General features: G+C 71.0%; 20 protein-coding genes. 10 read left to right on the top strand and 10 right to left on the bottom strand.

Annotation, left to right across the window (positions count from 1 at the left end; all coding sequences use genetic code 11):
• Nucleotides 1-85 precede the first annotated feature (85 nt).
• The 4 genes from AB0B98_RS15450 to folP are packed head-to-tail and all read right to left on the bottom strand — an operon-like array spanning nucleotide 86 to nucleotide 2427.
• The gene (locus AB0B98_RS15450; RefSeq protein ID WP_357363180.1) at nucleotides 86-622 is read right to left on the bottom strand and encodes a DUF3180 domain-containing protein; all 537 of its coding nucleotides are present in this window, start codon (nucleotides 620-622) and stop codon (nucleotides 86-88) included.
• Nucleotides 623-641: 19 nt separating this feature from the next.
• A complete protein-coding gene (gene folK / locus AB0B98_RS15445; protein ID WP_357363178.1) occupies nucleotides 642-1169 on the bottom strand; it encodes a 2-amino-4-hydroxy-6-hydroxymethyldihydropteridine diphosphokinase in 528 nt (175 codons plus the stop codon).
• Nucleotides 1166-1534: a dihydroneopterin aldolase gene (folB, locus tag AB0B98_RS15440; RefSeq protein ID WP_238667220.1), complete on the bottom strand. Its 369-nt coding sequence runs from the start codon at nucleotides 1532-1534 to the stop codon at nucleotides 1166-1168. Before folB ends, folK begins: the two co-directional genes overlap by 4 nt.
• Nucleotides 1531-2427, bottom strand: a complete 897-nt coding sequence (gene folP / locus AB0B98_RS15435; protein ID WP_357363177.1) for a dihydropteroate synthase — start codon at nucleotides 2425-2427, stop codon at nucleotides 1531-1533. The genes folB and folP overlap by 4 nt, the downstream gene beginning before the upstream one ends.
• Before the next feature lie 355 nt (nucleotides 2428-2782).
• On the opposite strand from folP, the gene AB0B98_RS15430 reads away from it, so the two are divergent.
• The 7 genes from AB0B98_RS15430 (at nucleotide 2783) to AB0B98_RS15400 (ending at nucleotide 11271) form a co-directional block, all read left to right on the top strand.
• Nucleotides 2783-3097 (top strand): hypothetical protein, encoded by a 315-nt coding sequence (locus tag AB0B98_RS15430; protein WP_030327982.1) that lies wholly within the window; start codon nucleotides 2783-2785, stop codon nucleotides 3095-3097.
• 13 nt (nucleotides 3098-3110) lie between these two features.
• Nucleotides 3111-3473 carry a hypothetical protein gene (locus AB0B98_RS15425; protein ID WP_053654782.1) on the top strand — a complete coding sequence of 121 codons (363 nt, stop codon included), beginning with the start codon at nucleotides 3111-3113 and terminating at the stop codon, nucleotides 3471-3473.
• A gap of 70 nt (nucleotides 3474-3543) precedes the next feature.
• Nucleotides 3544-6972, top strand: coding sequence for an ATP-binding protein (locus tag AB0B98_RS15420; RefSeq protein WP_357363175.1), 3429 nt, complete (start codon nucleotides 3544-3546; stop codon nucleotides 6970-6972).
• 1 nt (nucleotide 6973) lies between these two features.
• Nucleotides 6974-8929: an MFS transporter gene (locus tag AB0B98_RS15415; protein WP_357363173.1), complete on the top strand. Its 1956-nt coding sequence runs from the start codon at nucleotides 6974-6976 to the stop codon at nucleotides 8927-8929.
• Nucleotides 8926-9483, top strand: coding sequence for a hypothetical protein (locus AB0B98_RS15410; RefSeq protein WP_357363171.1), 558 nt, complete (start codon nucleotides 8926-8928; stop codon nucleotides 9481-9483). Before AB0B98_RS15415 ends, AB0B98_RS15410 begins: the two co-directional genes overlap by 4 nt.
• Nucleotides 9480-10658, top strand: a complete 1179-nt coding sequence (locus tag AB0B98_RS15405) for a M23 family metallopeptidase (RefSeq protein ID WP_357363170.1) — start codon at nucleotides 9480-9482, stop codon at nucleotides 10656-10658. The genes AB0B98_RS15410 and AB0B98_RS15405 overlap by 4 nt, the downstream gene beginning before the upstream one ends.
• Before the next feature lie 13 nt (nucleotides 10659-10671).
• Complete coding sequence (locus AB0B98_RS15400; protein WP_238667226.1) at nucleotides 10672-11271, top strand: hypothetical protein; 600 nt, start codon at nucleotides 10672-10674, stop codon at nucleotides 11269-11271.
• Between the two features lie 2 nt (nucleotides 11272-11273).
• Here the strand turns inward: AB0B98_RS15400 and AB0B98_RS15395 are convergent, their stop codons facing one another.
• The gene (locus AB0B98_RS15395; protein WP_357363167.1) at nucleotides 11274-11831 is read right to left on the bottom strand and encodes a hypothetical protein; all 558 of its coding nucleotides are present in this window, start codon (nucleotides 11829-11831) and stop codon (nucleotides 11274-11276) included.
• A 195-nt stretch (nucleotides 11832-12026) separates the two neighbouring features.
• On the opposite strand from AB0B98_RS15395, the gene AB0B98_RS15390 reads away from it, so the two are divergent.
• Both AB0B98_RS15390 and AB0B98_RS15385 read left to right on the top strand, forming a co-directional pair.
• Nucleotides 12027-14588 carry an FtsK/SpoIIIE domain-containing protein gene (locus tag AB0B98_RS15390; RefSeq protein ID WP_357363165.1) on the top strand — a complete coding sequence of 854 codons (2562 nt, stop codon included), beginning with the start codon at nucleotides 12027-12029 and terminating at the stop codon, nucleotides 14586-14588.
• A 103-nt stretch (nucleotides 14589-14691) separates the two neighbouring features.
• Nucleotides 14692-15336 (top strand): hypothetical protein, encoded by a 645-nt coding sequence (locus tag AB0B98_RS15385; protein WP_357363308.1) that lies wholly within the window; start codon nucleotides 14692-14694, stop codon nucleotides 15334-15336.
• A 107-nt stretch (nucleotides 15337-15443) separates the two neighbouring features.
• On the opposite strand, the gene folE is transcribed toward AB0B98_RS15385, so the two are convergent.
• The 4 genes from folE to AB0B98_RS15365 all read right to left on the bottom strand — a co-directional run bounded on the left by folE (nucleotide 15444) and on the right by AB0B98_RS15365 (nucleotide 19615).
• On the bottom strand, nucleotides 15444-16109 hold the full coding sequence (gene folE / locus AB0B98_RS15380) for a GTP cyclohydrolase I FolE (protein WP_091403265.1): 666 nt from the start codon (nucleotides 16107-16109) through the stop codon (nucleotides 15444-15446).
• Between the two features lie 35 nt (nucleotides 16110-16144).
• Nucleotides 16145-18163, bottom strand: coding sequence for an ATP-dependent zinc metalloprotease FtsH (gene ftsH / locus AB0B98_RS15375; RefSeq protein WP_238667228.1), 2019 nt, complete (start codon nucleotides 18161-18163; stop codon nucleotides 16145-16147).
• A gap of 530 nt (nucleotides 18164-18693) precedes the next feature.
• Entirely contained in the window at nucleotides 18694-19269 is a 576-nt protein-coding gene (hpt, locus tag AB0B98_RS15370) for a hypoxanthine phosphoribosyltransferase (RefSeq protein ID WP_112582849.1), read from the bottom strand.
• 100 nt (nucleotides 19270-19369) lie between these two features.
• Nucleotides 19370-19615, bottom strand: a complete 246-nt coding sequence (locus AB0B98_RS15365) for a hypothetical protein (protein ID WP_238667229.1) — start codon at nucleotides 19613-19615, stop codon at nucleotides 19370-19372.
• A 42-nt stretch (nucleotides 19616-19657) separates the two neighbouring features.
• On the opposite strand from AB0B98_RS15365, the gene AB0B98_RS15360 reads away from it, so the two are divergent.
• The gene (locus AB0B98_RS15360) at nucleotides 19658-20620 is read left to right on the top strand and encodes a helix-turn-helix domain-containing protein (RefSeq protein ID WP_238667230.1); all 963 of its coding nucleotides are present in this window, start codon (nucleotides 19658-19660) and stop codon (nucleotides 20618-20620) included.
• Nucleotides 20621-20732: 112 nt separating this feature from the next.
• On the opposite strand, the gene tilS is transcribed toward AB0B98_RS15360, so the two are convergent.
• A complete protein-coding gene (tilS, locus tag AB0B98_RS15355; RefSeq protein ID WP_357363163.1) occupies nucleotides 20733-21725 on the bottom strand; it encodes a tRNA lysidine(34) synthetase TilS in 993 nt (330 codons plus the stop codon).
• Between the last annotated feature and the right edge of the window lie 7 nt (nucleotides 21726-21732).

Here is a 21732-nt window from a genome sequence, read left to right as displayed (position 1 = left end):
CCGGCGCACGGACGGACCCTGGGCGGCCCTTGCTCCCCGATCGCAGGCACCGTACCCGCGACCGCAGCCGGGCGTAACCCCCTGCTCAGCGCTGGCCGGGGCGGCTCTCCCGCTGGTCCTGCTCGCGCTCGTCGTCAGGGCGTTCCGGCACCCGGCAGGAGCGCTCCAACCAGAGCGCGGCACCGACAAGTGCCAGCGAGGCGAGCAGGCCTCCGCCGGCGGCCGGTCGATCGTCCAGGGCGGCGCGGGTGGTCTCCACGAAGAGCCAGCCGGTGAGCCCCGCGTAGAAGCCCGCGAAGATCGCGGCGGCCAGTGCCGACGCCTTGGCCAGCACCACGAAACGGGCGACCAACAGCGGATTGACCGGCTCCCGACCAGGCTTGCGCTCGATCCGGCCCCGGGTGTTGATCGCGGCGTACGCCTCCAGCACCGCGAGCCCGGCCAGCGTCACCACCGGCAACCAGGGCAACCGGGGAATGCCGCTGTAGTAGAGGGTGCTGATCAGCAGCCAGGCCACCGCCGCCGCAGCCAGGCCTGCCACGACCAGGGTCGAGATCCGGGTGGGGCCCATCCGCGACCCGTCCGGGCCCGACCCGCGGGGTGGGGGCTTCGCCTGCGTCATGCCGGCCGGTTCCGCTCGGTCATGCCGTCGACTCTAACGCCAACTCCGGCCGGGGACGCAGTTCCAACGCCTCGTCCGCGGCGGGGCCGGTGGTCAGCAGGTCGGTCAGCCAGCCGTGACCGGGCAGCCGACCGTACGGCTGGATGTCGATCCACGGACGCAGCACGAAGGCGCGCAGGTGCGCCCGGGGGTGCGGCAGGGTCAGCTCCTCCTCGTCGCTGAGCACCGGCTCGTCGTCGTCGCTCCAGACCGCGATCACGTCCACGTCGAGGGTGCGCGGCCCGAACCGCCGCTGCGGGTCACGGACCCGGCCGGCCGCGCGCTCCGCGTCGCGGGCCCGCTCCAGCCAGTCGCGCGCTGTCGCGCTCTCGTCCTGCACGAGCACCACCGCGTTGAGGTACGCGGGCTGATCGGTGTCACCCCACGGTGGAGTCTCGTACACCCCGGAGAGGACGAGCACCGCGTCGCCGAGGGTGGCGACGGCCGTGCGCAGGTGCTCCAGGCGGTCGCCCAGGTTGCTGCCGAGCGAGAGAACCGCCCGGGTCACCGGGTACGCGCCCGGGTCATGGTGACTGCCACGTCGGCGAAGGTGTGCGGCACCGGAGCCTCCGGCTTGTGCACGGTGATCGTCGCGGCGTCGACCCGAACGTCTGCCAGGCAGACCGCGAGGAGCCGGTCCGCCAGGGTCTCGATCAGGTTGACCGGCTCGCCGGTCACCACCGCGACCAGGCGTTCGGCCAACTCGCCGTAGTGCACTGTGGCGGTGACGTCGTCACTGGCGGCGGCCGGGCCGAGGTCCAACTCCAGGACGGCGTCGACCACGAAGTCCTGCCCCTGTTCGCGTTCGAAGTCGTACACCCCGTGCCGACCATGCGCCCGCAGGCCGGTCAGCTGGATCCGGTCCGTCGTCATCGCCGTACCCCCTGCTCGTGATCGTCTTGCGTCCGCATCCTGTCGTGCGGCGGCACGGCCAGGCGGGGGCTGCCGGTCGCCGCCCAGACGGCGAGCGCGTCGGCGGTGGCCCGCACGTCGTGCACGCGTACGCCCCAGGCGCCCGCGGCGACCGCCAGCACACTGGTGGCCACGGTGGCCGCCTCCCGCTGGGCGGTCGGTCGCGGCGTGCCGTCCGCGGCGGCGAGCAACCCACCGAGGTACGACTTACGGCTCGCCCCGAAGAGCAGCGGGTAGCCGAGATCCAGCAACTCCGGCAGGCGGGCGCTGAGCTCCCAGTTGTGCGCGGCCGTCTTGGCGAAGCCGAGCCCGGGGTCGACGATGAGGCGGTCGGCGGCCACACCGGCGGCCAGCGCCGCGTCGATCCGTTGGGCCAACTCGGCCCGGACCTCGGCCACCACGTCCGTGTAGGTGGCCAACTCGCGCATGGCACGGGAGTGCCCACGCCAGTGCATCAGCACCCAGGGGCAGTGCGCGTCGCGGACCACCCGGGCCATGTCCGGGTCGGCCAGGCCACCGGAGACGTCGTTGACCACTGCCGCGCCGGCGGCCAGGGCGGCCTCCGCGACCCGCGCGCGGCTGGTGTCGACGCTGACCGCCACACCGGCGGCGGTCAGCTCACGAATGACCGGCAACACCCGCTCGGCCTCGGTCGCGGCGTCGATTCGCTCGGCACCCGGACGGGTCGACTCGCCGCCAATGTCGACCAACTGCGCACCGGCGTCCCGTAGACGGACGCCGTGTCCGACGGCGGCGTCCAGGTCGGCGTACCGTCCGCCGTCGGAGAAGGAGTCCGGTGTGACGTTGAGGACGCCCATCACCACCGGGCCCGAAGCCCGCACCAGATCGGTCACGACTAGACGGTACCGGTCGCGGTGGCGGTGCCCAGCGACCCGGGTAGGCCCCGCACCACTGCCCTGACGTGGCGATTAGAACAGGTGTACGATCGGTCATCTGGGCAGTATCGGGCAGCCCCTTCGCGGCTTGTCGCAATCCGGGGCGGCCCGTACGCTTTGAAATTGGCCAGCATCGAGATGGCGAAGCTTGGAGGGAGGGCCGAAGCGGGGGAAAACCGCCCAAACCTCGCCACCCTCCGTGGTGAGTAACGAACACAGGGTCAAGAACGCCATGCCCTGTGGAGCACTTTTCCCGCCAGGCTTGCCTATTGCACCGCCGCGGCACCGCCGGCCGCGCTATGGGGAGGTTCCAGTGATCGCCTTCGAGCTCATGGAGACGGCGTCGTCCGGCGTCGCCCACGCGCTCTCCACCCTGGCGTCGGCTCCACTCGCGGAGCCGGCACCGAAGGGGATCGACACGAACAGTGTCGTCACCTTCTTCGCCAGCAAGATCGCGCCGATCCTGCTCGCCGTCCTGGGTGTCATCTTCATCGGCCGCGCCAGCCGAGGCGAGATCTCCAAGGTGCTGACCAGCTCCGCGATCGCCATCGTCGGGCTCGCCTTCATCGCGGGCGCGGCAACACTCTTCTTCGTCGGCGATTACCTGATCGACCTGATCTTCGAATAGGCGCGTTCACCAGATGCGGCTGCGCACCGACGACGACATCTACCGGGCCCGCCTGGTCTACCTCGGGCCGCCCGGTTACACCCTTCCGGTTCACCTGCCCTACGCCCAGTACGGGCTCTTCATGCTGCTGGTCCCCCTCTACATGTTCATCCACTGGCTGTTCACGTTGACGGTCGAGCTCTTCCCAGCCTGGGAGATCGCGCTCGCCATCGTGACCACGTCGTTCATCTTCCGGCACGTCGACCCCGATCGGCCGGCGCGGGTGGTCATTCGCACCGCGCTGACCGACTGGCGACGCACCCGGGAGCCGGCGGTCGAGCAGCGCGATCCGCGCCTGGTCGGCAGCCGGATCAGGATTCGGGAGGAGCTGGCATGACCGGACGTACGTCGAACGGTCCGTCGCAGGACGCGGGCATGGGTCTGCCGACAGTCGCCGAGGCGATCGCATGAGCCGCTCCTCCACGCCGGGCTCCCCGGCCGGCCGACCGGGCGCACCAGCCGGTCACCGTGCGCACTCATTCGACTACACCGAGGACGAGGATGAGGTTGCCCTCGACCCCGCGCTGGTGACGTCACCCGGCCACGGTGCCGTCGGCGTGTTCCAGGCACCCCGGCCGGTTCCCCGCCGGACGCCACCGGCCGAGCCCACCGCCGTGTCGGCCGGCGAGAACGCCGACATCGACTCCCCCTTCCTGGACCTCTTCGGCGGCGGAGGGCGACCCGCCTCGCCACGAGCGGTCACCGCCGGCCCGAGCACCCGCGAGCAGCCGGCGATCCCGCACCAGCCGCCGCCCACCGCCAGCCCGGCGCCAGCCCGCGCGGTTCCCGAGGTCGAGCCACAGTGGACGCCGGCCGGCAACGCTGGCCGACCCGTCGAGCCACGGCACGGAGGCAGCCACCCGACCAACGAGTCCCGGGTGCCGCACCAGGCCGGCGATCGACGGCCGATGCTGCGTCCGCCGGACGAGTCCGAGTCACCCACCGACGGCGGGTCGCCGTCGGTGACCACCAGCCCGGTCCGCCGACCCGCCAACACCGCGCCGGGCGGCCGCCCCACAGCGACGTCGCCGGCCCGACCGGCGGCTCAAGCGCCACCCCAGCCGACGGCCGCCGCCAGCCGGTCCACTGCTCCGACGGAGCAACCGGCCATGATCACGGCTGCGGATCGGCCAGCTCTCGAACGTACGGCGCGCCGGACCACCGACGCGGATCGGCCCAGGAGCACCGGCAAGGAGATGGCCGCGCCCCGACAGCGCACGGCGAGCCGACCGGACCGACCGATCAAGCCGACCCGGGTTCGCGCTCCGAAGATCAAATTCGGGGATCGGGATCCGTCGGTCGAACTGGCCATCACCGAGATCGCCGGCCACCTCACCTTCACACCGAACACCGTCACCGCCTGGTACTGGCTGCCCGAGGTCCGTTGGGCGTTCCGGCCGGACGCCGAGCGTGAGGCGCTGCTGTCGGCGATCTCCGAGCAGTACGCCGGCCTGGCCGGCTTCCGACTGCACCTGCGCCGCACCACCCGGCCGTTCCCCGCCGACGAGTGGGCGCGCACCATCGACACGCACACCTCGGCACCGCTGCCCGACGTCCCCGGCACCACCGGCTGGGCCGACCACCTGGTCGCCGCCCAACGCCACCTGATGGCGGTCAACCACGCCGAGGGCCAGACCTACCTGGGTGTCACCTTCGCCCGGCGTTCCCTCGGCGACTCGCTCACCGAGCGGCTGCTGCGCACCTTCGGCCGGGGCACCGCCGACGGAGAACGCCGCAAGCTGGGCCGCACAGTGGAACAGTTCGACGAGGTGCTCGGGGCGTTCGGCATGCGCGGCCGGCGGGTCACCGCCCAGGAGCTGGAATGGCTGCTCTACCGCTCGGTGGCGCTGTGCATGTCGCCGCCGAGCACCCTCTCCCCCGTCACCGACGGGCGCTGGGAACGCGGCGACCTGCTCGCCATGACCGAGCAGGTCGAGCGCTACCGCACCCCGTACGGCTCGACGGTCAAGCTGGTCAACCGGATGACCGGCGAGGAACGGCACGTGGCAGTGCTCGCTGTCGGCCGGATGGAACCGCTGGAGATTCCGGAACGACACGAGCCCTGGCTGCACTTCCATGAGCGCCTGCCGTGGCCGATGGAGATCTCCACCCGCGTCGACATCCTCGGCTCCGGCGACTCCTTCCGCAATCTGGAACACCGGCTGCGGATGATCCGCTCGCAACAGCTCGACTACGCCGAACACGGCATCGACGCGCCCCCTGAGCTGGAGCGACTGGCCAAGCGCGCCCTGGTGATCGGCGACGAGATGACCACCGGCCTGCCGGTCGACTCGGCCCGTGCGCACGGCTGGCACCGGATCGCTGTCGGCGGCCGGACCAGGGAGGAATGCCTGGAGCGGGCCCGCCGGCTCATCCAGCTCTACTCCCGCGAGCTACGGATCTCACTGCAGCACCCGAAGAACCAGGACTGGCTGGCCCGCGAGTTCATCCCCGGCGAGCCGATCGCCAACACCGGCTACGTGCGTCGCATGCCGGTACCGCTGCTCGCCGCCGCGCTCCCCCAGGCCGCATCCAACGTGGGCGACCGGCGGGGCGACCTGATCGGCCGAACCGCCGGCACCTGCCGCCGCCCGGTCTTCCTCGACCTGCACTTCCCCATGGAGGTCCGGGAACGCTCCGGGCTCGCGGTCTTCGTCGCCGAACCGGGCGGTGGCAAGTCCACCCTGCTCGGCGCCCTGGGCTACCTGGCCGCCCGCCGAGGTGTCCAGGTGACCCTGCTCGACCCGTCCGGCCCGCTGGCCCGCCTCTGCGCGATGCCCGAGCTGCGGCCGTACTCCCGGGTGTTGAACCTGACCGGCTCGGAGCACGGCACCCTGGCGCCCTACTCGCTCATCCCGACGCCGCTGCGCTCCGAATTCGGCACCGGGGCCGCCGGCGACCGGGAGTTCGAGATCGCGGTCTCCAACGCCCGGGCCGAGCGGCGAATGCTGGTCCAGGACATCTGCATGATGCTCGTCCCGCCGCAGGTGGCCAGGGAAGCGTCGACAGCCACCCTCTTCCGGCACGCCGTCCGCCAGGTCCCCGCCGAGGAGACCTCCACCCTTGACGACGTGGTGAGCTGCCTCGGGCGGCTCGACGACGACGCCGGCAAGGAACTGGCCAACCTCCTGCTGGACACCGCCGAGATGCCACTGGCCATGCTCTTCTTCGGCCGACCGCCGGAAGGGCTGCTCGGCGCCGACGCGGCACTCACCGTGATCACCATGGCCGGGCTACGGCTGCCCGACCTCAAGATCGAACGCGAGTACTGGTCAGCCGAGGAAGCACTGGCCCTGCCGATGCTGCACACCGCGCACCGGCTCGCCGTCCGGCGCTGCTACGGCGGCTCAATGTCGTCCCGCAAGCTCGTCGGCCTCGACGAGGCGCACTTCATGGAGGGCTGGCGGTCCGGGCGTTCCTTCCTGGTCCGACTCGCCCGCGACTCCCGCAAGTGGAACCTCGCCGCGCTTGTCGCCTCCCAGAACCCCCGCGACATCCTCGGCCTCGACGTACAGAACCTCGTCTCCACAGTCTTCGTCGGTCGCATCGCCGAGGACGCCGAGATCGCCTCCGAAGCGCTACGGCTGCTGCGGGTGCCGGTGAACGACGGGTACGAGGCCACCCTCGCCTCACTCTCCGCCGCCGACACCAACTCGGCCTCCCGCCTCGGCTTCCGCGAGTTCGTGATGCGTGACGTCGACGGCCGGGTGCAGAAGGTCCGAGTCGACGTCTCGTACGTCGAAGGGCTGCTGGACCACCTCGACACGACGCCCGCCGCGATCGCCGCAGCGGCCGGAGTCCTGCCGAGCATCCCCCTGCCGGATCTGGAGGCGTGACATGGCTAGGGCCTGGGCAAGGACCGTGTCGTTCCTGCTCGCCCTTGGCGTACTGGCCGGGGCCACCCTCAGCTGGCCGCTGATCGGTGCGGAGGCCGCAGCCGCCGCACCGCCTACTGCCCAGGCCCGCGCCGACCTCTGCACGACCGCCGAATGGCAAGCCGACTTCCGCGCCTGCGTGGCAAAGCTGAAGCAGGTCAGCAAGGCAGAGATCGATTGCCTCAAGCCACCTGTGCCTTCCGCCCCGGATTCGGGCTTGGCTGGTTGGTTCGCCTCCCGACCGGACTCGTCCAAGCTGCCCGGGCCAAAGGGCATCTACAGCGACTACGGCTACGGCGGTTACAGCTTCAACACCTACAACGTGGAGGGTGGATGTGCATCCACCGTCCTTCATCCGGACTACAAGTTCACCACCACCGTCGCCAACGGTGAGCTCATGATCGCCACGGCGGTCGTGGGTGCCTCTAACGCCCTGCGGGAGCGGGCCTGGGATCCCCGCTCGATGTGGAATTGGGCCGACCCGCTGGTGGAGAAAGCCACCAAAGGCGTATACGAGAAAGTATTCAGCGTCTTCGGAATCGTCACGCTCTGCGTGGTGGGTCTCTACCTGCTCTGGCGCTCCCGCCAGTCGGACATGAGCAATGCGATGACGACGGCAGGGTGGGCGCTACTGGTGATGGTGGCGGTCACCGCGCTGGCGGCTTGGCCGGTCAAGTCGGCGAACATCGCCGACGGCACCCTGATCACTTCGCTCGGCGTCGTACACGACGCCATAGGCCCGGCGTCAAAGGACACCCCGCCGGATCAGTGCGCCGTTCCTAACCCAGACGCTTGTGTGGATAAAAGACCGCCCGCTGTTCGGGCCAGCGACACTGCCACCGAGGCAATGCTCTATCGCAATTGGCTGCGCGGAGTGCTCGGCTCGGCGGATAGCGAGACCGCCCGAAAGTATGGCCCTGCCCTGTACGACGCCAAGGCGTTCTCCTGGGAGGAGGCCGAGAAGCTACGGGCCAACCCGGCTACCCGGGCAGCGACGATCGAGGCCAAGCAGCAGCAGTGGATGACGGTCGCGGAGCAGATCAAGACGGAGGACCCGGAGGCGTACGAGTTCCTGACGGGTACCCGCGACATGGATCGAATCGGCTCTGGTTTCATCGCCGTACTCGCGGCCGTGCTCTTTGCGATGTTCGACCTGACCGCGTCGGTGCTGGTCCTGCTGGGTTTCCTGATCTTCCGGTGGGCGGTGATCGCGGCACCCATCCTGGGCACCATCGGCCTGCTCCGGCCGGCCAGCGCCGGCCTGCGGCGGTTGGCGAACGCCGTGGTCGCCGCGGTGTTCAACATCGCCATCTTCGGCACCGGGGCAGCCATCTACCTGTTCGCCGTCGACCTGATCATGAGTACCCCTGCCCTACCGGGTTGGCTGCAGGTGGTGCTGGTGTGGCTCTGCGGGGTGGTCGGATGGCTGCTGCTGCGGCCGTACCGGCGGATCACGCAACTCGGCGGCAAGGACAGCAGCGAAGCGGTCAGTTCGGCCGGTTCCTGGCACCGCCGGTTCTTCCGCGACATGCGTACCGCCGCACGACTGGACGTAGCCGAGCCGGGCGGCACCGCCGAGCCGGTGGGCGGACGTCGACGGTCGCCCGACGCAACGCAGACCCGGCTACGACCCGAGGCACGGCGGGAGGACCCGGCCCCGGTGCCGACAGCCGCGGCCGAGGGCCGACGCGCAGACACGGTGCGCCCAGACGGTCGCGAGCGGCCCGACGAGGCGCCGGCGGAGGAGGGCAGAGGTCGGAGCCGCCCAACGGCCCCGCAGCCCCGACGCCGACAGCCAGCGACCTGGACCGAGCCGGACGTTCCGGCTGAGAACCCGTCGTTCGTGGTCTACCGCCCGGGCTCCAGCGAGCGTGTAACGGATCACAGCGGACCTCGGGTGCGCTCAGAGGCGAGGTGACGGTGATGCGACGGGCGTTGGAATTCGTCTTCACCCGGGCGCTGCGGTCCCGGCTGGGCGTGGCGCTCGTGATCGGGGTGGTGGTCGTCGCTGTGCTCGGGGCGGCCAGGCTGATCTCCAACCCGGGCGATTCGGCCGATGGGTTGAGCACCCGTCCGGATGGGCCGATCATCACAGTGGACCCGACGGCCGGCGACGACGGTCTGCTCAACAGCGCGGCTCCGCCGTCACCCGTGACGTCGCCCGGTGCTCGCACGCCCGAACAGACCGCCGACCGCTTCGCCAAGGCCTGGCTGGGCCGTCCCGGGATGACCACCGAAGAGTGGCAGGCTGGTCTACGGCCACTCTCCACGCCGGCACTGAGGGACAAGTTGACCGGCGCCGAGCCAGAGAGCGTGCCGGCCGAGAAGGTCACCGGTCCGCCAACCATGCGAGAGCGGACCGAGACGTTCGTCGAGTTGCTGCTTCCCCTCGATGCCGGCGGGCTCCGGTTGGAACTGGTCACCTCCGATGATGGTTGGCTGGTCGACGTTCTGGACTGGGAGCGGCCATGAGCGACGTTGGTAGCGCCAAACTCCGCCGTGGTCCCCTCCGGCTCGGTGTGGTCGCCGCAGTGCTCACCGGAATGCTGCTTCTGCTCTGCTGCACCGGCGGCACCGCGGCGTTCTTCCTCACCGGGCTCGGAGGCGACGACGCCGAGAACGGCGACACCATGGCAGGCATGGAGTGCGGGCCGGTCCGAGCGGTCAACATCGCGGGCAAGCTGCCGCGATTCGCCCAGTACGGCGACACCCAGGTCCGCAATGCCGCGGTCATCATCAAGGTCGGCCAGGACATGGGCGTGCCTTCGCGCGGTTGGGTGGTCGCCCTCGCCACCGCGATGCAGGAGTCCGCCCTACGCAACCTGGCCAACAGCGGCGTACCCGAGTCCCTGGCCCTGCCGCACGAGGGAGTAGGCGCGGACCACGACTCACTGGGCCTTTTTCAACAGCGGCCGGGGTGGGGCACTGTCGCCGAGCGGTTGAACCCCGCCTACGCGGCCCGCAAGTTCTACGAGAAGCTCGTCAAGGTGGGTAGCTGGCAGCAACGACCGCTGACAGTTGTCGCGCAGCGGGTGCAGGTCAGCGCATACCCGGACGCGTACGCCAAGCACGAAGAGGTAGCCAGCCGGATCGTGGACGCGCTGGCCGGCGGCGCGGCCCGCACCGTCGAGATCAACGGCAAGGCGGTGTGCAACGCGGCCGAACGCGGTCAGATCGCCGCCTCCGGCTGGACCGCGCCGATCCCCGGCGGAGTCGGCTCCGGTTTCCGCACCGCCAGCCGACCCAGCCACAACGGAGTCGACATCGGCGCGGCCAAGGGCACCGAGATCCGCGCGGCAGCGACCGGTCGGGTGCTGGTCTCCACCTGCGACGAGGATCGCCGCGGCCGCCAGGACTGCAACGTGGACGGCTTCCCCGGCAAGGGCGGCTGCGGCTGGTTCGTCGACCTGCTGCACGCCGGTGGCTACATCACCCGGTACTGCCACATGGTGGTTCAGCCCTTCGTCAAGAAGGATCAGATCGTGACTGCCGGTCAGGTGATCGGCAAGGTCGGCAGCAGTGGTAATTCCTCCGGCCCGCATCTGCATTTCGAGGTGCACCTGCGCAACGACCGCAGCGCGTCCGGGGCGGTGAACCCGGGCCCCTTCATGCGCGAGCGGGGTGCCCCGCTGCGCGCCGCCGGGTGAGGCCACCACGGCTATGACCGGACCGTTACCTGACCCATTCGCAGACCAGCCGGACTGGGCACCGCAGCCACCGAGACCACTGACCATCGTCCCAGCGACGCAGCGGGTCGAGCTTCGCGGTCGACGGGTGCTGGTCGGGCTGCCCGGGATGGGGTGGCGCGGGGACCTGCGCGCGGACGACCGGGTGGTGCAGAGCGCCCGGACCTACGTGCCGGTGATCCCCGAGCACGAGTGGTACCGAGCCGAAGCCGACCAGGTCGAGGTGTTCGCGCCGTTGGTGCCGGTGGAGCGGGTCTGGGTGGAGACGGTCGGCGGCCGTCCGGGTGTGGACGACGCCCGGGACACGGGCATCCGGTTGGTCTCGCTGGACGGCCCCGCACACCGGACCCCCACACCGGTCTTCGAAGCGGACGCGGTCACCGGTCGGCGGGTGGTGCACGTCGAGGGCGGCCTGGAGCACCGTGACCTTCGGGCGGTCACCGAGACCTACTCGGGCGCCGAAGGGGACATCTGCGTGCGAGTCACACCCGAGGTGGAGTGGTATCGCTGGGCCTGGCGCGGCCAGTCACCCACCACGTTGGAGGTTCCGGTTCACCTTCTGTGGATCGAGTGACCTCAGCCAGCTCGCGCACCACCACACACCTGCCAGCCGTCGGCTAGCCGGGTATTGAACTGCCAGGGCTGACGGTCGCTCTGGCTCATCCCGTCGATCCGAGCCGAGATGATCAACGTAACCTCAACAGCAGCGACTTCACCCTGTGTCTGCACGTTCAGGCTCCCCCAACTGACAGTTATCGTGGTCCCGAAACGCTGCTCCCGCTCGAGTAGGTCGGTCCGCAGAGCGCTTAACGCCTCCAACTGCGACCCGCTTTCGCAGGTGAAGAGGTTTGCTCTTGTGTCATTGCGATCGACGAGGAACGCACGCAGATAGTTGTCCACGACCACGTCGGGTGCGCTGCGGTCGGGCGTTGAGGCGCGGTTGTACCAAATCAGGGCGGTGGCGACCCCGCCGAGGCAGAGCAGGGCGAGCACGCCAGCGACGACAGTGAGCACCGTCCGCATTCGGCGGCGTGGCGGCTGCGGTGCCGGCGTTGCCGGGGCGGGCGGCAGCTGCTCGGACGGTGTCCGCTGGGCCGGTACGCGGGAGACCTGGGAACCGGCGGGGGGCTGCACTGATTCCACCTCCTGAAGTTATCGGCTGGACGCTCCGGAGCCAATGCCTCAGATCCAGCGGATCGTGACGGACCCCTCCCCACCGGTGAGATCCACGACAACACCGGCGCAGCACCGAGGCACCTCCCGGAGGAGGACCGTCGGCTGGGATACCGTCTCTGCTTGGGGAGGGGTTGCCAACCTCGGGTAGAGGGGGTGGACGCGGTGGCCGGTCCGAAGGCTCGCACGAACCGCGCCGCAGCCCTGCACCGTCGGGCGGCGGCCGTCGCGACCGCGGCTGCCGGGATCCTGGACGAGACGCGGCCGGCTCCGGCCGATCAGCGCCGCCAGTACGAGGTGGCCGACCGGTTACGGACGGCTGCGGCCCTGCTGGCGCCGGGCTGGTCGGGCGCGGCACTGGATTCGCTCACCGTGGACTCGCCGGCAGGTGATGGTCCGCCGCCGTTCGTCCGGGTCGGTACTGCGGCGCCGTTGGACGACGCTCGTTTCCCCGCCTTGGTGCCGCTGGTCGGCGTCGGTCACCTCAGCGTGGACGCTGACGCGCGGGAGCCACGGGTGGCGGGGTTGCTCCGGGCCGTACTTTTGCGGTTGTTGGGTGCGGCACCGGCGGGTGCCCTGCTGATTCGCGCGGTGGATGCCACCGGGGCGGTGCTGACGCCGTTCGGGGCACTGGCGGATGCTGGCCTGTTGCCGCCGCCGGCGGTGGACGTGGCGGGTCTGCGCGCGGTGCTGACCGAGGCGGAGCAGTGGGTGACGCCGGGGGCGAGTGGGCGACGCCGTCACGACCGGACGTTGTTGCTTGTGGTGGCCGCGCTTCCGGAGTCGACCGGCCCGAGCGATCTGGCGCGCATCGAGACGTTGGCCGAGCAGGGGCCGGCAGCTGGGCTGCACCTGGTGGTGGCGGGTTGGCCGCCGGCCGGCCCGTACTCGGCCCGGGCACCGCTGCCGCACACCACTTCGCTGGCGTTGCGGAATGCGTACGCGTTGCTCGGCGATCCGCCGGGGGCATCGTTCGCCGGGCCGGGCGCCGATCCGCCGGGCGGTTTGAACTCGCCGGTCTTCGTCGAGTCGGACCCGCCGGCGGAGCTGGTCGACGCTGTCTGTCGGCGGCTCGCCGAGCAGGTGGAGGCGGGTTCCCGGTTGGCGTTGGGTGCTCTGCTGCCGCCGACGGGCGAGCGACTGTGGGAGTCGGATTCGGCCGACGGGCTGACCACTACCGTCGGTGATGCCGGGGGCCGGTCGGTGCCGTTGGGCTTCACCGAGTTGACCCCGCACTGGCTGGTGAGTGGCCGGTCCGCAGCGGGCCGGGCGGCGTTCCTGACCACCGCGCTGCTCGGCCTGGCCGCCCGTTACGGGCCGGACGACCTGGTCTTCTACCTGGTGGATCTCGGCGACGGCGAGTCCTTCGTGGAGTTCTTGCAGACCGAGCGGGACCGATCGTGGGTTCCGCAGGTGCGCGCGGCCGCGATGGCAGCCGACCGGGAGTACGTCCGGGATCTGCTGGACGAGTTGGCGGCCGAGGTTCAGCGCCGCACGGAGGCGGGCGCTCGGGCCGGGGGGCAACGGTTTGCGGAGCTGCGTCAGCACCAGCCGCTGCCCCGGATCGTCTGTGTGGTGGACAATGTGCCGCTGCTCTTCGCCGAACGGGACCGGCTGGCCGCCGAGGTGGCCGCCCAGTTGGACGGGCTGGCCCGGGCGGGTCGGGCGTACGGCGTGCACCTGGTCCTGGCGGGCGCGGGCGAGTTGGGGCTGAGTGCGCGCGCGGATGCTGGTCATCGGGATTCGGTGCTCGGGCAGTTTCCGGTACGGGTGGCGCTTCCGGGTGGCAGCCCGGTGTTGGAGCCGACGAACGATTCGGCAGCCGGTCTGCCGGTGGGCAGCGCGGTGGTGAACACGGCCGGCGGGCTGGGCGGCCCACGGGGTGCGATCCGGGGTCATGAACGGTTGATCCGTCACCCGGATCCGCTGGATCATCCGGAGGTTGTGGAGGCGCTGCGGCACGAGTTGTGGGCGGCTCGTCCGGCCGGGTCGGTGCCGCCGGTGGTCTTCGCGGGTTACGCCCGGCCGCTGCTGGGAAATGATCCGCGCCACCGGGCGGCCCTGGCGGGGCAGGCTCACGGACCGGCGGCTCTGCTGGGCCGGGCGGTGGACGTGGCCCGTTCGACTGTCGCCGTGCCGCTGGGGCCGGCGGCCGGACGCAACCTCGCGGTGCTGGGCTCGGGTACCGCGGCGGGCGGGTTGTTGGCGACGGCGGCGCGGAGCACGTCGGCTCACCACGCGCCGGGCGGGGCACGCTTCCTGGTGGCGGCACCGGACCCGGGCGCCCGGGCTTTGGCGGAGGCGTTGACGGCGGATCTGGCGGCCCGGCATCCGGCCGAGTTGGTGGATCTGCCGACGCTGCTCGCGGACACCGCCGACGACCTGCCGACGTACCTGGTGGTCTTCGGGTTGGACCGGCCGGGTCCGCGGGAGTTGCCGGTGGAGCGGCTGCGGTCGCTTCTGCGGGACGGACCGCCGGCGGGGCGGCATCTGCTGGGCTGGTGGCGTGCGGTGCCGCCGTTCGCCGCGTTGTTCGAGCCGGCGGGCGAGGTCGACAAGCTGGCGGCGGTGGCCGTGCTGGACGTGCCGGTCGCGCAGCTCACAGCGGTCTTTGGTCGGCCGGTCGAGTGGCAGGTGCGCCCGGACCGGGCGGTGCTCTGGGACGGCCCGGACGAGCGGGGCACCGTCCTGGTGCCGTTCGCCGACGAGGCCGGCTGATCGGGTGGCGCGCGTGGAGGGTGTCGAGGTGGATCCGATCGCGACGGTGACCGGGCCGGGGCGGCAGCGGGCAGCTGCGGCGACCGGGGATTCCGCGCCGCGGGTGGTCGAGCCCAGCACGGCCTGGACGGAGTATCTTGCGGCCGCCCGCCAACTGGACGGGGTACGCCGGGGCGCGGCTGCCGCCGCCGGTGAGCAGGCCCGGTCGGCGGAGGCCGCCCGGGAGGAGTTGACGGTGGTCCGGACCGGGCTGGCGAGTCAGCAGGAACGACTGCGCGAGTTGGGCGTACCGGCGATCTCCCTGGTGCCGTCGCCGCCGGAGCTGACCGAGGCGTCCCGGTCGATGGCGGGCGGACCGGCGGCCGTGTTGGCGGCGCTGCGGACCGCGCGGGGTTGGGCCGAGGCGGCGGACGCGGCGCTCGCCGCGCGCCGCCGGTTCCGGCCGGGGTCCTGGCCCGCGCGGGCGCGCAACCTCCTCGTGTACGGGCCGTTCGCGCTGCTGGTGCCGCTGATCCAGGTCGTGGTTCTGGCGGCGACGGGGGTCGGACCGGCCACCGTGGCGGCGTTGATCTGTGGGCTGCCGATGCCGGCGGTCGCGTTCGTCGCCGGTTGGATCGGCATTGGCCGGTTGTTCCGGGTCAGCCCCGCCGAGCGGCTGGACCGTACTGTGCGTTTCGGCGCGTTGGTGTGCCTGGTGCCGGCGGTGCTGGCCACGGCGGGCCTGCTGTTGGCGCTGCTCGCCGGCTGACAGGCCGGGCCGGAAAGCCGCCCGGCCGGAATAACGTGGGGTGGGTGGGGAAACGCAACGGCCGGCCGTCCCGGATGGGTGTCGGCCGGCCGTGGTGTGTCGGGGTGTCAGCGGGGAATGATCAGCGCCATCGCCTCGGCCCGCGACTTGGAGTCCGATTGCAGGATGCCGCGTACGGCCGACGTGATGGTCTTGGCACCAGATTTCTGGATGCCGCGCATCGCCATGCACATGTGTTCGCATTCGAGCACGACGACGACGCCACGTGGTGCGAGTTTGCTCATCAGCAGGTCGGCGACCTGTGACGTGAGCCGTTCCTGCACCTGCGGACGACGGGCGAAGACCTCGACGAGTCGGGCCAACTTGGACAGGCCGGTGATCCGCCCATCGGGACCCGGGATGTAGCCAATGTGCGCGCTGCCCCGGAAGGGCAGCAGGTGGTGCTCACAGAGGCTCATCACGTCGATGTCCCGGACGATGACCAGCTCTTCGTGGTTGGCCTCGAAGGTGGTGCTGAGCACCTGGGCCGGGTCGACCCGCAGGCCGGCGAAGAGTTCGGCGTACGCACGGGCGACCCGGGCCGGGGTCTGCTGGAGTCCGTCGCGGTCCGGGTCCTCGCCGACCGCGATCAGGATCTCCCGGACGGCCTTCTCGATCCGGCCGAGGTCGACAGCGTCCTCGACGGGGCGTCCGGTCAGTTTGCCGCTGATCAGCCGCGCGGCCACGTAGTCCAGCTCGTCGTCGCCGTCGGGTTCGGTCGCGGAGACGGCCAGCTCCCGGTGTGGGGAGCTGGCCGTCGGGTCGTTGCTCAGTGCGTGCCGTCCGAGTTGTTGGACGGCGCCACGCCACCGACCGACGCCTGCGCGCCGTCGGCCTGGGCCTGCGCCTTGAGCTTGTCCTTCTCCGCAGGGGTGAGCACGGGCGGCTCGGTGGAGGGCTGACGCTTGCCGAAGCCGTTGTACGGCGCCAGCGGCGGGCGCTTGACCACTCGGGAGCAGATCCGCGCCATGTCGGCAGTGGAGAGGGTTTCCTTCTCCATCAGCTCCAGCACGATGTTGTCGAGGACGTCCCGGTATTCCACCAGGATCTCCCAGGCCTCGTCGTGCGCCAGCTCGACCAGTGCCCGCATCTCGCCGTCGATCTCGGCGGCCACCGAGTCCGAGTAGTCCCGCTCGTGGCCCATGTTGCGGCCGAGGAACGGCTCGTCCCCGCTGGTGCCGTACTTGATCGCGCCGAGCTTGGAGCTCATGCCGTATTGGGTGATCATCGCGCGGGCCAGTTGGGTGGCCTTCTCGATGTCGTTGCCGGCACCCGTGGTCGGCTCGTGGAAGACCAGTTCCTCAGCGGCGCGACCGCCCAGCGCGTACGCCAGGGTGTCGATCATTTCGGCGCGGGTCTGGGTGTACTTGTCTTCGGTGGGGAGCACCAGGGTGTGGCCCAGCGAGCGACCACGGGACAGGATCGTCACCTTGTGCACCGGCGCGGCGTGCGGCAGCGCCCAGGCGACCAACGCGTGACCACCCTCGTGGTACGCGGTGATCTTCTTTTCGTTGTCGCTCATCACCCGGGTGCGTCGCTGCGGACCGGCGACCACCCGGTCGATCGACTCTTCCAGCGAGTCGTTGGAGATCGCCCGCTGCTCCTTGCGAGCGGTGAGCAGGGCCGACTCGTTGATCACGTTGGCCAGGTCGGCGCCGCTGAAGCCCGGCGTACGACGAGCCACCGCGTCGAGGTCGACGTCCGGCGTGAACGGCTTGCCCTTGGCGTGCACCCGCAGGATGGCCTTGCGGCCCTCCATGTCGGGGGCGTCCACCGGGATCTGCCGGTCGAACCGGCCCGGACGCAGCAGCGCCGGGTCGAGGATGTCCGGCCGGTTGGTGGCCGCGATCAGGATGACCCCGCCCTTGGTGTCGAAGCCGTCCATCTCGACGAGCAGCTGGTTGAGCGTCTGCTCCCGCTCGTCGTGGCCGCCGCCCATGCCGGCGCCACGGTGCCGGCCGACGGCGTCGATCTCGTCGACGAAGACGATCGCCGGGGCGTTCGTCTTGGCCTGCTCGAACAGGTCACGGACCCGGCTGGCGCCGACGCCGACGAACATCTCCACGAAGTCGGAGCCGGAGATGGAGTAGAAGGGCACCCCGGCCTCGCCGGCGACCGCGCGGGCCAGCAGCGTCTTGCCGGTGCCGGGCGGGCCGAACAGCAGCACGCCCTTCGGGATCTTGGCGCCCAGGGCCTGGTACTTGGCCGGGTTCTGCAGGAAGTCCTTGATCTCGTACAGCTCTTCGACGGCCTCCTCGGCACCCGCGACGTCCGCGAAGGTCGTCTTCGGAGTGTCCTTGGTGATCATCTTGGCCTTGGACTTGCCGAAGTTGAGCACCCGGGAGCCGCCGCCCTGCATCTGCGACATGAAGAACAGCAGCAGGAGCACGAGCAGCGCGATCGGCAGCAGGTTGACCAGCAGGCTCACCCAGATGCTGTCCGAGGAGACCTTGGCGTCGGCCGGGCCGGTGACCCTGTTGTTCGCCTTGGCGTCCAGCACCTCGTTCCAGATCTGGTCGCCAGCCTGGTACGGGAACTGGGCCTCGATCTTGTTGGTCTCGGTCTTGCCGAACTTGGTCTTCTGGGCCAGGTCCAGCTGGAGCGTCTGCTCCTTATCCTGGAAGACCACCTTGTTGATCTTGGCGGTGTGCAGTTGATCGAGCGCAACGGAAGTGTCCACGCGGTGGTAGCTGGGACCACTGGTGAACAGCTGACTGAGCACAACGGCGCCGAGGATGACCAGGATGATCCAGACCACCGGTCGGCGGAAGAAACGCGTACGTTCCATACTGTTGTCGAGCGCCGGAGCGCCCGCATCCTCCTGATCGACGTCCTGACCGTCTGATGGTGTCGCCGCGTTGAGCGGCGGCCGGAGCCGCCGTGCGGGCCGGCCTCGACCCCGAGGCGCGAAAACTACCGCGCCGCGGTCATTCGACGGTACACCGTGTACGCGAGGAGTGAGCTTGCGAGCCCCGCAGTCGTGCACCATCAAAAGACCGTGTACGCCAACAGCGAACCTGCGAGCCTGCGCACTCTGCGCGCCTTCGACATCGACGACACGCACCGTGGGCAGGCCCACCAGCCCCGCAGCCAACGTACGGCGAGTCCGGGTGGAAGCCGGCGTGGCGGGGAGTCCGGCTCGGCCACCCGAGCGCCCGGTCACGCGATCGAGAGGGTCGAGCGCGGAGGAACCTCCGGGCCACCGTGCTACACGGTAACCGCATCAGCTGAGAGCGCGCTGAACGTCGGCTTGATGGATGCCGATACAAGTACAGCTCATGTCGACCGGCGGGCCGTCGCGACGGGTCGGGCCCGGCGTCAGGACCGGGCGTAGACCTCGGGCTTGAGCACCCCGACGTACGGCAGTTCCCGGTAGCGCTCGGCGAAGTCCAGGCCGTACCCGACCACGAACTCGGTGGGGATGTCGAAGCCTACGTACTTCACCGGGACCGGCACCTTCACCGCGTCCGGCTTGCGGAACAGGGCGACCACTTCGACGCTCGCCGCCGAGCGCGACTCGAGGTAGCGCAGCAGCCAGGAGAGCGTGAGCCCGGAGTCGACGATGTCCTCGACGACGACCACGTGCCGACCGGCGATGTCCCGGTCCAGATCCTTGAGGATGCGGACCACCCCGGAGGAGGTGGTGCCCTGGCCGTAGGACGAGATGGCCATGAAGTCGAGCTCCGCCGGCGGGCCGTTGCGGCCCAGCGCCCGGGCGAAGTCCGCCATGAACATCACCGCACCCTTGAGTACGCACACCAGCAGCAGCCCGTCGCCCACGTGGGCGTAGTCGGCGGAGACCTGCTTGGCCAGCTCCGCCGTCTTCTCGCGGATCTGCGCCTCGGAGATGATCACGTGGTCGATGTCGGCGTCGTACCAGGAGCCGTCAGCCATGACTCCTAGCCTGCCGTACGTCGGATGGCCTCCGTCGGCGGGGCCGCACCTTTTGGCGCGGTCCCGCCGAGGATTTTCTGCGCAAACAACGCTAATCACATCAGTTGGTGCGTGACCGCCAGCGGCGGCCATCGTCGCTCGGCTTCCAGTCGGCCGAATCGTGGCTGTCGACCGTGAGGCCGGCCGCCGAGGCGGCAGCGAGGAGGACGAGGAACAGGAGGATGAACAGGAACTCCATGGCGGCGCTCGCTTTCGCATGATTGCTGTCGGTTTCGCCGCCGGTGCGCACCGGACTGAGACCAGTCTGCGACCTCACGAAGCGACCGGACAGTGGCAGGAATGCCATTGGTCATCGATTTACTGCCACCTGTCGGGTTACCCTCGTCACATGCTGCGGTCCGTTGCCGTCCTCGCCCTCGACCAGGTCGCTCCCTTCGAGCTCGGCGTGCTCGCCGAGGTGTTCGGCACCGACCGGACAGCGGACGGTTTCCCCGCCTACCGCTTCCAGGTGTGCAGCCCGGACGGTGCTCCCGTGCGTACCTCGTCCGGCTTCCACCTCACCCCGCACGCCGACCTCGGCCCGGTCGACGAGGCCGACCTGGTGGCCATCCCCGCGCACAGCCAGGGCACCACGGTCCCCGGCCCGGTGCTCGACGCGCTCCGCCGGGCCGACGCCCGCGGAGCGCACCTGTTCAGCGTCTGCTCCGGAGCCTTCCTGCTCGGCGAGGCCGGGCTGCTCGACGACCGCGAGTGCACCACCCACTGGCGGTACGTGGACGAGCTGCAACGCCGGCACCCGCGCGCCCGGGTGCTCTGCAACTCGCTCTACGTCCAGGACGGTCGGTTGCTCACCAGCGCCGGCACGGCGGCCGGCATCGACGCGTGCCTGCACCTGATCCGCCAGGAGCACGGCTCGGCCACCGCGACCCGGCTGGCCCGGCGGATGGTGGTCCCGCCGCACCGCGACGGCGGCCAGTCCCAGTACATCGAGGCGCCCATCCCGAAGGCGCCCGAGGCACCCACCCTCGAACCGGTGCTGGAGTGGCTGATGGGTCACCTGGACCGGACGATCACGGTGGAGGAGTTGGCCGCCCGCGCCGGCATGGCGCCTCGCACGTTCGCCCGCCGGTTTCGCGCCGAGACCGGCACCACCCCGCACGACTGGCTCACCAACCAGCGAGTGCTGCTCGCCCGGCGGCTGCTGGAGGAAACCCCGTTGAGCGTGGAGGCGGTCGCCGACCAGTCCGGCTTCGGCGACGCGGCAGCGTTGCGTCACCACTTCAGTCGCCGGGTCGGTGCCACCCCGCACAGCTACCGGACCACCTTCCGGGACCGGGCGCACAGCGGCTGAGACCGGCCGGCCGAGCAGCACGGACACAGCCTTTGCTCTGCTTCACTCCAGGAAACACCCGACGGCCCGCGGTGTTGCGCGGGTTGAAGCAGAGCAAAGGAGGCCGGGCAGGTCAGGCCGGGCGCACCGATGCCAGCCGCCCGTCACGGCGGAGCACCCGGACACCGCCGGGCAGGTCGGCCGGGCCCTGACCGTGCCAATCGGTCACCAGGGCGTCCAGAGCGGCGACGTGCCGGTGCGACAGGGCACCGGGCAGTGCGCCCAACTCGCGAGCCCAGGAGTGCAGCACCCGGCCGCGTACGGCGGGTACCAGGCCGAGCAGCGCCGGTACTGACAGCCCTCCGTCGGGGCACCGGGCCGCCGCCAGCGCCGTCCCCGCCAACTCGTCGAGCGCGGCGTTGTCGGCGGCCACCAGCCGGGCGGTACGCGCCAGGTTGTCCACCACGCCCGGCCCGAGCGCCCGCACCAGCGCCGGCAGCAGGTCGCTCCGCACCCTCGACCGGGCGTATGACGGGTCGCTGTTGTGCGGGTCCTGCCACGGGTTCAGGCCGAGGACGGCGCAGGCGGCGCGCGTCTGCTCCCGACCGATCTCCAGCAACGGACGCAGCAGCGGCACACCGCCCAGATCGCGCCGGGCGGGCATCCCGGCCAGCCCTCGTGGGCCGGCGCCCCGGGCGAGCGCGAGCAGCACCGTCTCCGCCTGGTCGTCGCGGGTGTGCCCGGTGAGCACCGCGACGGCGTTCTGCTGCCGGGCCGCCTCGGTCAGCGCCTGGTAGCGGGCCTCGCGGGCGGCCGCCTCCGGCCCGCCCGGACGCCCGGCCACTTCCACCCGGACCACCGTCGCCGACGCGAACCCGACCCCTCGCCCCCAGGCGGCCACCGCTTCGGCGCGCTCCGCGGAGCCGTCCTGCAAGCCGTGGTCGACGGTGACGAGCGTCGTGGCGCGGCCCAGCCGCGGCGCCACGAAGACGGTGGCCGCCGCGAGCGCGAGCGAGTCGGCGCCACCGGAGCAGGCGACCAGCACCGGGCCACCGGACGGCAGACCGGTCAGGGCGCGGCGGACCGCCACCCGCATCGCGGCCACCGGCGGAGCGAGCGCGGCCACCGGCGGG

The organism is Micromonospora sp. NPDC048947, from assembly GCF_040649495.1.
GTDB lineage: Bacteria > Actinomycetota > Actinomycetes > Mycobacteriales > Micromonosporaceae > Micromonospora > Micromonospora alfalfae.
Note: the sequence above shows the minus strand (reverse complement) of the source record. Positions and strands in the feature narration are given on the sequence as shown.

Coding starts and splice junctions, on each gene's coding strand:
- AB0B98_RS15450 (WP_357363180.1), bottom strand. CDS start 622: ATGACGCAGGCGAAGCCCCCACCCCGCGGGTCGGGCCCGGACGGGTCG.
- folB (WP_238667220.1), bottom strand. CDS start 1,534: ATGACGACGGACCGGATCCAGCTGACCGGCCTGCGGGCGCATGGTCGG.
- AB0B98_RS15425 (WP_053654782.1), top strand. CDS start 3,111: ATGCGGCTGCGCACCGACGACGACATCTACCGGGCCCGCCTGGTCTAC.
- AB0B98_RS15420 (WP_357363175.1), top strand. CDS start 3,544: ATGAGCCGCTCCTCCACGCCGGGCTCCCCGGCCGGCCGACCGGGCGCA.
- AB0B98_RS15415 (WP_357363173.1), top strand. CDS start 6,974: ATGGCTAGGGCCTGGGCAAGGACCGTGTCGTTCCTGCTCGCCCTTGGC.
- AB0B98_RS15405 (WP_357363170.1), top strand. CDS start 9,480: ATGAGCGACGTTGGTAGCGCCAAACTCCGCCGTGGTCCCCTCCGGCTC.
- AB0B98_RS15400 (WP_238667226.1), top strand. CDS start 10,672: ATGACCGGACCGTTACCTGACCCATTCGCAGACCAGCCGGACTGGGCA.
- ftsH (WP_238667228.1), bottom strand. CDS start 18,163: ATGGAACGTACGCGTTTCTTCCGCCGACCGGTGGTCTGGATCATCCTG.
- hpt (WP_112582849.1), bottom strand. CDS start 19,269: ATGGCTGACGGCTCCTGGTACGACGCCGACATCGACCACGTGATCATC.
- AB0B98_RS15365 (WP_238667229.1), bottom strand. CDS start 19,615: ATGGCATTCCTGCCACTGTCCGGTCGCTTCGTGAGGTCGCAGACTGGT.
- AB0B98_RS15360 (WP_238667230.1), top strand. CDS start 19,658: ATGCTGCGGTCCGTTGCCGTCCTCGCCCTCGACCAGGTCGCTCCCTTC.